Origin of the sequence: Gilliamella sp. Fer4-1, assembly GCF_001690515.1 — a bacterium.
GTDB classification, from domain to species: Bacteria; Pseudomonadota; Gammaproteobacteria; order Enterobacterales; family Orbaceae; genus Gilliamella; species Gilliamella apicola_C.
The window spans coordinates 1-12,602 of the sequence record NZ_LZGZ01000139.1; the positions used below are offsets into that span (position 1 = coordinate 1).

Sequence of the window (12,602 nt, forward strand, 5' to 3'; positions counted from 1 at the left end):
AGAAAATCTTGCTATTTTATAAATTATATTTATTTAATTTTAAGGAATTGACTAATGAAATTGAAATAACTTATCTTTTTGGTGTGTGTCTTATTTTCCATTATTCCTCAGGTATTTGCTGATGATTATTCTGAATCTAATAAATTTGATACTCAAACTATTGAAGCAAAATCTTTATTAGCTAATTATTATTTAGAAAAGGGTAATTATCATCAAGCTTATGCTGAATATGCTAAATTGATGAAAAGAGATCTTAGTTTTACAAAAAGATTTTACATACAAAATACTTTTGCTTGGTTAATAATAAATGGATATGGCACTAAGCAAGATGTATTTAAGGCAATTGATCTTTATTATGATTCTTATCGTGATTTTAATCGATTTAATCATGATTTGATGATTAGTGAGGTAAATGCAGCACAATATATGAATCAGAAAGAAAAATTGTGGAATTTTATGTTTGTTGATATTGTTTCAAATGGTCATTATGTTTCAGCAAAGCAAAAGTCAGACTTATTTACCATTTTATTTCCTAATAATCCACATGCATTAACTCAATTTAATAAACAAATTTCTGAGTTAAAGAGAACAAAACTCCGTAACGTAAAAATCAAACATTCAGAATATTTCCCGCACTATTACTATGATCCTGATTTGACTTGTCGTGATTTTTTGCGTGAATTTGATACAGATGCGCCCGATTTCTTTAAATATAATGATTGTATACAAAATGACAAAGGACAAGGAAAACCTCTTAAAGTTATTTATAAAATTGAAGGTAAATATGCAAAACAAGCACATCAGTATTTAGCTAACACCATGGGAATAGGTGAACTTAAATTAATTTGCTGTTATTGGGGCACGGATGTTTATCCTTCTACATCTTTTGTAAATCCTAAAGATCATATGCTGTATAACGTGGTATTTAGTTCAGAAACGATTAAGTATGACTGGAATAAAATAACTTTTTATTTGAGCATTGAAGCACTGCGAGAAGATATATAGGATATAAAAATTGATTTTAATTTTTTATACGACCATTTTTGCGCATCATTTTGGTGCTAATTGCATTGTTTTGATGCAACTATAATATTTATGTTACTATAGCTACTTATAAAGCCACTAAAAATAGAGTTAAAAAATTGGCATTAAATTTGCATTCACTATAGCAACTTGATAAGAATACCTTAAAAACTGAATAATTATTATTTGCCCTCAATGGAGAAGATACATGTCTACACAAAAAGTTTTATCACTAATTAAACAAAATGATGTTAAATTTGTTGATTTACGTTTTACCGATACTAAAGGTAAAGAACAACACGTTACTATTCCTGTTAGCCAAATTGACGCTGATTTCTTTGAAGATGGTAAAATGTTTGATGGCTCATCAATTGCTGGTTGGAAAGGGATTAATGAATCAGACATGGTATTAATGCCCGATGCTTCAACGGCCGTTATCGATCCTTTTTTCGAAGATGTGACATTAAATCTCCGTTGTGATGTTTTAGAACCAGCGACGCTACAAGGCTACGATCGCGATCCACGTTCAATCGCTAAACGTGCGGAAGATTATCTAAAATCATCAGGTATTGCCGATACTGTTATTTTTGGGCCTGAACCAGAATTTTTCTTATTTGATGATATTCGTTTTGGCTCGCCAATGTCTGGAAGTTTTGTGCATATTGATGATATTGAAGCAGCGTGGAACTCAGGTACTAAATATGATGAAGGTAATAAAGGACATCGTCCTGGTGTTAAAGGCGGTTATTTTCCACTTCCACCAGTTGATTCATCACAAGATATCCGCTCCGAGATGTGTTTAATTATGGAGCAACTTGGCTTAGTGGTTGAAGCTCACCATCATGAAGTGGCAACAGCAGGTCAAAACGAAATTGCTTGTCGTTTTAACACGTTAACTAAAAAAGCTGATGAAGTACAAATCTATAAATATGTAGTACAAAATGTGGCACACGCTTATGGTAAAACTGCGACCTTTATGCCAAAACCAATGTTTGGTGATAATGGATCTGGTATGCACTGCCATCAATCATTAGCAAAAGATGGAGTCAATTTATTTGCTGGGGATAAGTATGCCGGTCTTTCAGAAATGGCATTATTTTATATTGGCGGTATTATCAAACATGCTAAAGCGATTAATGCATTTACAAACCCCGCAACTAATTCTTATAAACGCCTAGTTCCTGGCTATGAAGCGCCAGTTATGCTTGCTTATTCTGCACGTAACCGTTCTGCATCAATTCGTATTCCTGTTGTTACCAGTCCTAAAGCGCGTCGTATTGAAGTTCGCTTCCCAGATCCAGCAGGTAATCCATACTTATCTTTTGCTGCGCAGTTAATGGCTGGTTTAGATGGCATTATCAATAAAATTCATCCTGGTGATGCAATGGACAAAAATTTATACGACTTACCGCCAGAAGAATCTAAATTAATTCCTCAAGTAGCAGGTTCGCTTGAAGAAGCACTTAATGCATTAGATGCGGATCGTGAATTTTTAACACGAGGGAATGTATTTACTAATGATACTATTGATGCATACATTGATTTAAAACGTCAAGATGTTGATCGTGTACGTATGACTCCTCATCCAGTTGAGTTTGAAATGTATTATAGTTTATAAGGTATTTTAAACGTTAAGCTACCGTACTTGCGGTGGCTTCTAATCAGGACGGGAACCCAACGATGATATTTGATAGTGAACCTGACGCTAATCTTGTTCTTGATTCGATGATTACAAGTATTTTATTACTCGATACAAAACTCAATATTCTCTATGCCAATACGGCTGCACAGCAATTATTAGCGCAAAGTTCTAAAAAAATATTAGGAAGTCACCTGACCGATTTAATTGGTTATTTCTCTTTAGATATTGATTTAATGCTAAGTGCATTAAATCAAAATCAAGGTTTTACAGACAACGAAGTCAATTTAGTGATTAATAATGAATTACATATTTTATCATTGACAGCTCAACTATTAGGTGGTACTCGAATTTTAATTGAAATGGCTCCGTTAAATAATCACAAACGCCTTAGCCAAGAACAATTGCAACAAGCCCAGCAGAGTGCTGCTCGTGAATTAGTCCGAGGCCTTGCTCATGAAATCAAAAATCCACTAGGCGGACTTCGAGGTGCTGCCCAATTATTATCACGAGAGCTACCCAAAAATGAATTGCAAGATTATACAAAAGTTATTATTGAACAAGCGGATAGATTGAAAAAACTTGTAGACAGATTATTAGGTCCACAACAACGATTGCAACAAAAAGAACAAAATATCCATCAAGCAATAGAACGTATTTATGCTTTACTCTGTTTGGAAAAACCGATCAATATTGAAATTCTGCGTGATTATGATCCAAGCTTACCTAATTTAATTCATGATTCGGAACAGATCGAGCAGGTGATTTTGAATATTGTTCGTAATGCTTTACAAGCTATTGGTTCTAAAGTTGGTAAAATTATCATTAGGACACGAACGGCTTTTCAGGTTACCTTACATGGTCAGCGCTATCGGCTTTGTGCTCGTATTGATATTGAAGATAACGGACCAGGAGTTCCTATTCATATACAAGATACCTTATTTTATCCTATGGTGAGCGGTTATGAAGGTGGGACAGGCATTGGTCTTTCTATTGCGCATAATATTGTTGATCAACATCATGGTAAAATTGAATTTAATAGTTGGCCGGGGCATACAGAATTTTCTATCTATTTGCCAATTAGGCAGTGAGGTAAATTAAAATGAATGTTTGGATTGTCGACGATGATAGTTCTATTCGCTGGGTATTAGAAAAAGCATTAACGAATGCAAATTTCAATTGTGTTAGCTTTGCTAGTGGCCAAGAAGTTATTGAGGCATTAGATACACATGTGCAAAAACCCGCTGTATTAATCTCCGACATTAAAATGCCGGGGCTTGATGGGTTAACATTGCTCCATCATGTAAAAGAGCAAATGCCAAATTTACCTGTTATTATTATGACAGCACATTCTGATCTTGATGCTGCAGTTAATGCTTATCAAAAAGGTGCTTATGATTATATCCCAAAACCTTTTGATGTGGACGAAGCGATTCAGCTGGTTGAGCGGGCTATTTTACAAACTCAGAGCAACAAAACCAGTAATAATACGCCTGCAAAAGCATCAGCAGGTATTATTGGCGAAGCTCCTTCCATGCAAGAAGTGTTTCGTATTATTGGGCGATTATCTAAATCATCGATTAGTGTGTTAATTAATGGTGAGTCAGGAACAGGTAAAGAGTTGGTTGCTAAGGCATTACATACTCATAGTCCCCGTTCTCAATCCCCTTTTATTGCGTTAAATATGGCAGCAATCCCTAAAGATTTAATTGAAGCTGAGCTTTTTGGGCATGAAAAAGGGGCATTTACAGGGGCAACTCAAATTAGGCATGGACGTTTTGAACAAGCTAATGGTGGTACTTTATTTTTAGATGAAATTGGCGATATGCCACTTGATGTTCAAACTAGACTATTAAGGGTGCTTGCAGATGGGCAGTTTTATCGTATTGGTGGTTATTCACCTGTAAAAGTGGACGTTCGAATTATTGCTGCAACCCATCAAAATTTAGAAGCAAGAGTAAGAGAAGGTAAATTTAGAGATGACTTATTCCACCGTTTAAATGTGATTCGCATTTTGCTCCCGCCATTGCGTGATAGAGCGCAAGATATTCCAAAGCTTGCTGATCATTTTTTACATACAACAGCTAAAGAATTAGGTGTAGAAAGTAAAGTATTTAGTCCTGAGGCATTAGGTGTTTTATGTAGGTTTAATTGGCCAGGCAATGTGCGTCAGCTTGAAAATGCTTGTCGTTGGGTGACGGTAATGTCTTCAAATCAAGAGGTTTTAGTTCAAGATTTACCACCAGAGTTATTGCCGTTATCTGCTACCAAAACTATTATTACAAATGAAACGATGGCTTTGTCCGAAAATGACTTTTCTGAGCAAGAAGCAGATTGGAAAGTATTATTAGCACAGTGGGCAAAGCAAGCTTTGATAGAGGGTAAAAATGGCATTTTGACGGAGGCAATAAATGATGTTGAATACATCTTATTAAAAAGTGCACTCAATTTTACCCGTGGCCATAAACAAGATGCAGCTTATCTCTTAGGTTGGGGGCGAAATACATTAACTCGAAAACTTAAAGAGTTATCGCGTGATCCCAATAAAGTTTTCTAACTATTAACATGAATTATGCTATCGAATAAATCGATAGCTTTTTAGCCTATTTATCCATTTCACATTTATTTCACTTGTCTCTAATAATATATTGCTTTGTTAAATATATAAAGTTCATTGAACCCTACCTATTTTTTGGTTACAATCATGATGTAAATGATAATTATTATAATCATTGTTTTATAGTTTTTTATTTAGGCTGATAATTAGGAGTTATAATGTATTCATATATTAAAGTGAAATTTTTAGTTTTACTTACCGCATTACTTGTTTTAGTTGGGTGTGACAATAAAAAAGAACCACAAACACCAGCAAATACGATTACTGTTGAACATGCTCAAGGTAAAACAGATGTTCCTGAAAATCCGAAAAAAGTTGTTGTTTTTAATATTGCAACACTTGATATTATTGATGCTTTGAATATTCCTGTCTCGGCTGTTCCTCAATCTGATGTACATTTACCAGATTTCTTATCTAAATATAGCGATAAAGCCTATACTAATGTTGGAACCTTATTTGAACCAAATTATGAGGTATTAAGCTCAATTCAACCTGATGTTATTATTGCTGGTGGTCGTGCAACTGATGCTTATAAAAAATTGAATGATATTGCTCCAACACTTTCTTTAGATATTGATCCGAAAGACTTTTTAGGTAGTTTAACCCAAAGAACAGAGCAATTAGGCACTATTTTTAATAAACAAAACGAAGCTAAAAAACTTATTAATGATTTTAATCAAAAAATTGAACAGCTAAAACCAAAGACAAGCGCCGCAGGTAGTGCATTAGTGATTATGGTTAATGGTGGTAAAATGTCGGCTTATGGTCCAAAATCTCGTTTTGGTTTTGTGTTTGATCTACTTGGTTTTCAACCTGCAACCACCTTCCAAGAAGCTGGTCGTCATGGTAATGCGGTGACCTCTGAATTTATCTTAAGTGTTAATCCGCAGTGGTTGTTTGTGTTAGATAGAGATAGTGCAATTGGTAATAAAGAAGCACAATCTGCACAGCAAGTACTAAACAACGACTTAATTCAAAAAACAGCAGCATGGCAAAATAAACAAATTATCTATTTAGATTCAACTTCAATGTATATTGCAGGCGGTATTCAAACTTATAGCCGTTTGATAGATCAAATTCGTGAAGCTTTACAAAAAACATCAACGAATTGATGTAAAACATGATTAAGTCCTTTTATATTATTGCAGGCATTTTCATTTTATTGATAATGACTGCAATAAGTTTATTTATTGGCGCTGGGCATGTGACGCTATTGGAACTATGGTCTGATAGTAACATGCGCGAGATTTTTTTTGTCAGCCGTGTGCCAAGAACTGTCGCTTTATTATTAGCGGGAAGTGCGATGAGTGTTGCAGGTTTAATTATGCAACTGTTAACACAAAATCGATTTGTTGAACCATCTTTGGTTGGTACAACGCAATCAGCTAGCCTTGGCTTATTAGTTATGATGGTTTTAGCGCCTAGCGCAAGTGTTATGACTAAAATGGTCGTTGCTAGTTTGTTTGCTATGATTGGTACAATGATTTTCATGGCAATTTCTCGAAAAATAATTTTTAAATCAGCTTTAATGGTTCCCCTGATTGGTATCATGTTAGGAGCGGTTATTAGTGCAATTACTACGTTTTTTGCCATGTATTTTGATTTATTACAATCACTTGGTGGTTGGGAATCGGGGGATTTTTCAGGGGTTTTGCAAGGTCGTTATGAACTATTATGGTTAGTTGGTGGATTGACGTTACTCGCATGTTGGAGCGCTGATCAATTCACTGTAGCTGGTTTGGGTCGAGATTTTTCAATTAATGTGGGGCTTAATTATCGACTTGTTATGTTGACAGGACTTATTGTTATTGCATTAATTGGTGGTATTGTGGTTGTGGTTGTGGGGGTTTTGCCTTTTTTAGGATTGATTGTACCAAATATTGTTAGTTTATTATTTGGTGATAATGTCCGTAAAACTATTCCATGGATCTGTTTGTTTGGTAGTGGGTTAGTTTTAATTTGCGACATCATTGGGCGCATTATTCGCTATCCATTTGAGATTCCAGTTAGTGTGATTTTGGGCGTGGTTGGCGCTATTATTTTTTTAATATTGTTGGGTCGGAAACGCCATGTTAGTTAGCCAAAAACGTCATGCTTTATGCCAAAAAAGAGTAATTTTATTGTTTATTATTGCGCTAATTTGCGTAACTTGCTTTATGACCTTCGGTCTTAAGGGCAATATCAGTTACATTTTGAGCCATCGAACATGGATTATGCTAACTATGATTTTAGTTGCTTTTTCAGCTGCGACGTCGACATTACTTTTTCAAACGGTTACCAATAATCGAATATTAACTCCATCAATTATGGGATTTGAATCTCTGTTTGTGCTCATTCAAACTGTTGTGATCTTTTGTATTGATACACAAGGCATTCCTTATATCGGTATTATCGGCAAATTTGTATTTGAATCACTTTTATTAATCTTATTTTCTCTATTTTTGTATCGAGGTTTGTTTACTAAATTCAAGCAAAATTTACATTTAGTATTATTAATTGGTATCATTTTAGGCACATTATTCCGTAGTTTTTCTAATCTATTGCAGCGACTAATGACACCAACTGAATTTGCTGTGTTACAAAGCCGTATTTTTGCGACATTTACACGTGCAGAACCAGTATTGATCATCTTTTCATTAGTGATTGCCTCAATTATTGGTGTCGTTTTATGGCGAATGCGATTTAAATTTGATGTGCTTGCGCTGGGACGCGATAATGCAATAAATCTAGGGATTAATTACCATAGAAGTATCACGATTGTTTTATTGCTTGTCTCGGTTTTGGTATCGATATCAACGGCTTTAGTTGGTCCATTTACTTTCTTAGGTCTTTTAATTGCTAATTTAGCTTATAGTATTAGTGGATCAAGTCAACATCGCTTTTTACTTCCTACTGCTTTTTTATTAGGTATTATTTTTCTTGTTGGTGGGCAAATGTTCTTAGAGCGAGTATTAAATATGGTTGGTGCATTATCTATTGTCATTGAATTTATTGGCGGTTCTTTGTTTATCTTCTTATTATTGAAAAAGGTTTCGAAGTGATAAAAATTGATAATATTAGTAAAAAATATCAAACAGTACCTGTGCTGAAAAATGTCAATGCGACAATTACACAAGGTGGCATTACTGCTATCATTGGTCCAAATGGAGCGGGTAAATCGACGTTACTATCGATTATCAGTCGACTTTTATTCGCTGACGAAGGGCAAGTCAAAATTCAAAATATGGATGTAGTTAATACACCAAGTGATAAGCTTGCTACCTATTTATCTGTATTAAGACAGGAAAACCGTTTTACCAGTAGATTAACTGTTTTTGAGTTAGTCGGGTTTGGGCGCTACCCTTATACCAAAGGGCGCTTAAATGCTGATGATTATAACCATATTCATCGTGCACTTGATTTTTTAGATCTTACTGAATATAAAGAGCGCTTTTTAGATGAATTATCTGGCGGACAACGGCAACGTGCTTATGTTGCCATGGTACTTTGCCAAGATACTGAATATGTATTACTTGATGAACCACTCAATAATCTCGATATGAAACATGCTGTTACTATGATGAAACAATTGCGCCGTGCTGCTGATGAACTGGGTAAAACCATTGTGATTGTTATTCATGATATCAACTTTGCATCTGTATATTCAGATTACATTTTAGCCATGAAAAATGGCGAGCTAATATACCAAGGCAGCCCACAACAAATTATGAATTCGACTATTTTAGAAGATATATTTGATACGCCCGTCAAAATTGAAAATGTTCATGATCAAAATATTGCTATTTATTACTAATGATTAATGAACTTATCATTTTTGGTAAGATCTAACTAAATCCTATTTTTTGATTAGTCATTTTTATCTTTAGGCTTTTTGTATAAAACGTAAAATACAGCTAACTTGTTGAGTAGTCATTAGAATCAGTATTTACAAATTATTTTGATTCAGGTTAAATAACTAACTATATTTAGTTGGGATTGTGTTATGAAATTAGAACAAATCGCTCTCTTGGCTGGTGTCTCAACAACAACAGCGAGTTATGTGATCAATGGAAAAGCCAAAAAGTACCGCGTGAGTGACAAAACAGTTGAAAAAGTCATGTCGGTGGTAAAAGCGCATAATTACCAACCTAATGCTGTAGCAGCAGGGCTTAGAGCTGGTAAAACACGTACTATCGGTTTTATTATTCCTGATTTAGAAAACAATAGTTACACCCGCATTGCCAATTATTTAGAACAACTAGTAAGAAAAGAGGGATATCAATTATTACTCGCGTGTTCTGAAGACAATCCACAAATCGAAAAAGAGTGCGTCAAACATCTTCAGCAACGCAGGGTAGATGCTTTGATTATTTCATCATCATTCGTTTCTGCTCAGGATTATATTTTTTATGATGACTGGCAAAACGAAAAGATTCCATTATTCGCACTCGATAGAATATTATCCATATCTAAATTTAGAAATATTGTAGGTGCCGATAAACAAGATTCTAAATTACTGGCTCAAGCATTTAATAACTTTGTAGAAGATTCGGTAGTTTATATTGGGGCTTTGCCCAACTTATCGGTTAGTCAACTTCGTTTAGATGGTTTTAAAGATATTCAACTTAATAATTGTAGTCAAATTGATTTTTTATATGCAAATAATTATAGTCGTCAAGATGCTGATTTTGCCTTTAGTCAATGGTTAGAAAACCATGAAATGCCTAATGGCATTTTTACGACTTCTTTTTCTTTATTACAAGGAAGTATTGATGCAATTTTAAGAAAATTTGGACATCTACCCGAAGCTTTAACGATTGCTACCTTTGGTGATAATGAGTTATTAGACTTTTTGCCATGTAAAGTCATATCGCTTTCACAAGATCACAAAGAAGTTGCCAATGTAACAATAAAACTGTTTTTAAACTATCTGCATAACGAGAATTATCAATCAGGTACGACAATAATTCCGAGGCGATTGATCTATCGAGGTAGCTTAAGCCGTTAAGATATTGATAGACACCAAACGCTATATTGGCTCTAAAACAGTTTAAATTTTAAATAAAAAATAAGATCCAGATCACAAATTATTGATCAATAGAAATAATTTATTTGATAATTAATATTAATTTATTCATTATTGCTGAAACGATTCAATAATGTTAATTCAAGGATTTATATTTGCTGAGTCATTTTAGTCGACCCAACATTTTAACCCAGAGGTATTTATTATATGTTTCATTTAGTTAAAGAAAATATTCATTTAAATGAGCAAGCTACAAATAAAACAGAAGCAATAAAGAAAGTTGCATCGGCATTAACCCAAGCAGGATATGTTGAAGATGGTTATGTTGATGGCATGCTTGAACGAGAATCTCAAGCAGCGACATATTTAGGTATCGGTCTTGCTATTCCCCATGGCACAACTAAAACTCGCCATTTGGTGAAAAAAACAGGGGTGCAAGTATTTTGTTTTCCTAATGGTGTTGAATGGGGGGATGATGGTGAAAAGGCCTATCTTGCAATTGGTATTGCAGCAAGTTCTGATGAGCATTTAGAATTACTTCGTCAACTCACTCATGTGCTTGGCGCTGATGGGGTAGAGGAACGAATCAAAAAAATTCAATCGGCCGATGAAGCAATTGCCATTTTAACTGGCAAAACAAGTCCAGAAGAGAGTCAATTTACTGTAAATGAATCTGCATTATTATTGGATATTCCTGCTGATAGTTTATCAACACTACAAGCATTAAATGCATCACGTTTAAAACAGCAAAATGCAGTCAATGCAAGTTTTATTGCTGATGTATTAGATAATAAACCAACTTACCTAGGCGAGGGTGTTTGGTTAAATGATAGCAAAGAAGGTAATTTAAAAAATGCGATGGCGATTAGCCGTACCACGAGTAATCTTAATGAAGATGGTAAGCCTGTTAAGTTACTTATTACAATGTCAGTTGTTGATGATTCTGTTTCTGAAATTATACATCACATTGCCACTTTAGCTTTTAATCAAAAATTAGCGTTACTATTATCAGCAAATACTGATGGGCTTATCAATCTTCTTTTATCTGGTTCTCAAACTGTAGGATCTGATGAATCAGAAATTCAATCAACCTCTCCAAATGAGTCGGCTATTACCGAATCAAATAATGAATCATTAAGTCGTGAATTTATTATTCCTAATGAGAATGGTTTACATACTCGCCCATCATCCGTTTTAGTCAAACTCGTTAAAGAATTTAACAGTAAAGTAACTGTTGCTAATTTAGATGGCAAAGGCGAGCCAGTGAGTGCAACGAGTTTAATGAAAATTGTTGCATTGGGTGCCAAAAAAGGCAGTCGATTAAAATTTACCGCCGTTGGCGATGATGCGGCTCAAGCACTTGATGCTATTGGTAAAGCGATTGAAAGCGGTCTAGGTGAGGGTGTTTAAATGACTTATCGTATTGCAACAATCACCTTAAATCCTGCTTATGATCTTTTAGGTTTTTGCCCAAAAGTGGAGCTTGGTGATGTTAATTTAGTCCAAACCAATGCGTTACTTGCTGCTGGCAAAGGCATCAATGTGGCTAAGGTTTTGTCTGATTTAGACGTTCAACTCACTGTCGGTGGGTTTTTAGGTAAAGAAAATCGTGATGGCTTTAATTTATTATTTAAATCATTAAATGTGGTTGATAAATTCGAAACAATTGCGGGGCGTACACGTATTAATGTTAAATTGACCGAAGAAAGTAGTGAAGTAACAGATCTCAACTTTTCGGGCTTTACTATTAGTGAGCAAGACTGGCAAAGCTTTGTAAAAAATTCTCTTGAATGGTTAAAAGACATTGATATGGTTGCTATTAGCGGTAGCTTACCTGCTGGAGTATCACTTGATAAATTTACAAATTGGATGGAACAAGTTAAAGCGATTTGTCCAAAAATTGTATTCGATAGTAGTCGAGATGCATTGGTCGCAGGATTAAAAGCAAAACCATGGTTAATCAAACCAAATGATAAAGAGCTCGAAATGTGGATAGGTCGTAAATTATCGACATTGGATGATGTAAAAAAGGCTGCTATGGAGTTAGTTAATGGCGGCGTTGACAATGTCATCATTTCGCTTGGAAGTAAAGGTGCATTATGGGTCACTAAAAATGAAGCATGGTTAGCAAAACCACCTAAATGCCAAGTAGTTAGTACTGTGGGTGCTGGCGATTCAATGGTCGCTGGTTTAATGTATGGTTTAATCACTGAGCAATCAATTAAAGACACTTTAGTCTTTGCATCAAGTGTTGCGGCTCTATCGGTTGGACAGGCTGGTGTTGGCATTGCTGAGCGCCAAGCTGTAAATAATATGCT

Annotated in this window: 11 protein-coding genes; all 11 read left to right on the forward strand. The window is 34.9% G+C overall.

Annotation, left to right across the window (positions count from 1 at the left end; translation table 11 throughout):
* Window positions 1-81 precede the first annotated feature (81 nt).
* Window positions 82-1,005, forward strand: coding sequence for a DUF4952 domain-containing protein (locus A9G30_RS04810; RefSeq protein WP_065588227.1), 924 nt, complete (start codon window positions 82-84; stop codon window positions 1,003-1,005).
* A 226-nt stretch (window positions 1,006-1,231) separates the two neighbouring features.
* Window positions 1,232-2,641, forward strand: coding sequence for a glutamate--ammonia ligase (glnA, locus tag A9G30_RS04815; RefSeq protein WP_065566349.1), 1,410 nt, complete (start codon window positions 1,232-1,234; stop codon window positions 2,639-2,641).
* Between the two features lie 62 nt (window positions 2,642-2,703).
* Window positions 2,704-3,753 (forward strand): nitrogen regulation protein NR(II), encoded by a 1,050-nt coding sequence (gene glnL, locus A9G30_RS04820; RefSeq protein ID WP_065588228.1) that lies wholly within the window; start codon window positions 2,704-2,706, stop codon window positions 3,751-3,753.
* A gap of 11 nt (window positions 3,754-3,764) precedes the next feature.
* The gene (gene glnG / locus A9G30_RS04825) at window positions 3,765-5,219 is read left to right on the forward strand and encodes a nitrogen regulation protein NR(I) (protein WP_065588229.1); all 1,455 of its coding nucleotides are present in this window, start codon (window positions 3,765-3,767) and stop codon (window positions 5,217-5,219) included.
* Between the two features lie 218 nt (window positions 5,220-5,437).
* Entirely contained in the window at window positions 5,438-6,391 is a 954-nt protein-coding gene (locus tag A9G30_RS04830) for a siderophore ABC transporter substrate-binding protein (protein ID WP_065588230.1), read from the forward strand.
* An 8-nt stretch (window positions 6,392-6,399) separates the two neighbouring features.
* The gene (locus A9G30_RS04835) at window positions 6,400-7,359 is read left to right on the forward strand and encodes an ABC transporter permease (protein ID WP_218057724.1); all 960 of its coding nucleotides are present in this window, start codon (window positions 6,400-6,402) and stop codon (window positions 7,357-7,359) included.
* Window positions 7,349-8,320, forward strand: a complete 972-nt coding sequence (locus A9G30_RS04840) for an iron chelate uptake ABC transporter family permease subunit (RefSeq protein ID WP_065588231.1) — start codon at window positions 7,349-7,351, stop codon at window positions 8,318-8,320. The genes A9G30_RS04835 and A9G30_RS04840 overlap by 11 nt, the downstream gene beginning before the upstream one ends.
* Window positions 8,317-9,072 (forward strand): iron ABC transporter ATP-binding protein, encoded by a 756-nt coding sequence (locus A9G30_RS04845; protein ID WP_065588232.1) that lies wholly within the window; start codon window positions 8,317-8,319, stop codon window positions 9,070-9,072. Before A9G30_RS04840 ends, A9G30_RS04845 begins: the two co-directional genes overlap by 4 nt.
* 189 nt (window positions 9,073-9,261) lie before the next feature.
* On the forward strand, window positions 9,262-10,266 hold the full coding sequence (gene cra, locus A9G30_RS04850) for a catabolite repressor/activator (protein WP_065582351.1): 1,005 nt from the start codon (window positions 9,262-9,264) through the stop codon (window positions 10,264-10,266).
* A 225-nt stretch (window positions 10,267-10,491) separates the two neighbouring features.
* A complete protein-coding gene (gene fruB / locus A9G30_RS04855; RefSeq protein ID WP_065588233.1) occupies window positions 10,492-11,694 on the forward strand; it encodes a fused PTS fructose transporter subunit IIA/HPr protein in 1,203 nt (400 codons plus the stop codon).
* The coding region (gene fruK, locus A9G30_RS04860) for a 1-phosphofructokinase (protein WP_065588234.1) at window positions 11,695-12,602 on the forward strand (908 nt) is incomplete at its 3' end.

Excerpts from the sequence above, each read along its gene's own strand:
- glnA (WP_065566349.1), top strand. The coding sequence starts at position 1,232 with ATGTCTACACAAAAAGTTTTATCACTAATTAAACAAAATGATGTTAAA.
- glnL (WP_065588228.1), top strand. The coding sequence starts at position 2,704 with ATGATATTTGATAGTGAACCTGACGCTAATCTTGTTCTTGATTCGATG.
- glnG (WP_065588229.1), top strand. The coding sequence starts at position 3,765 with ATGAATGTTTGGATTGTCGACGATGATAGTTCTATTCGCTGGGTATTA.
- A9G30_RS04830 (WP_065588230.1), top strand. The coding sequence starts at position 5,438 with ATGTATTCATATATTAAAGTGAAATTTTTAGTTTTACTTACCGCATTA.
- A9G30_RS04835 (WP_218057724.1), top strand. The coding sequence starts at position 6,400 with ATGATTAAGTCCTTTTATATTATTGCAGGCATTTTCATTTTATTGATA.
- A9G30_RS04840 (WP_065588231.1), top strand. The coding sequence starts at position 7,349 with ATGTTAGTTAGCCAAAAACGTCATGCTTTATGCCAAAAAAGAGTAATT.
- cra (WP_065582351.1), top strand. The coding sequence starts at position 9,262 with ATGAAATTAGAACAAATCGCTCTCTTGGCTGGTGTCTCAACAACAACA.
- fruB (WP_065588233.1), top strand. The coding sequence starts at position 10,492 with ATGTTTCATTTAGTTAAAGAAAATATTCATTTAAATGAGCAAGCTACA.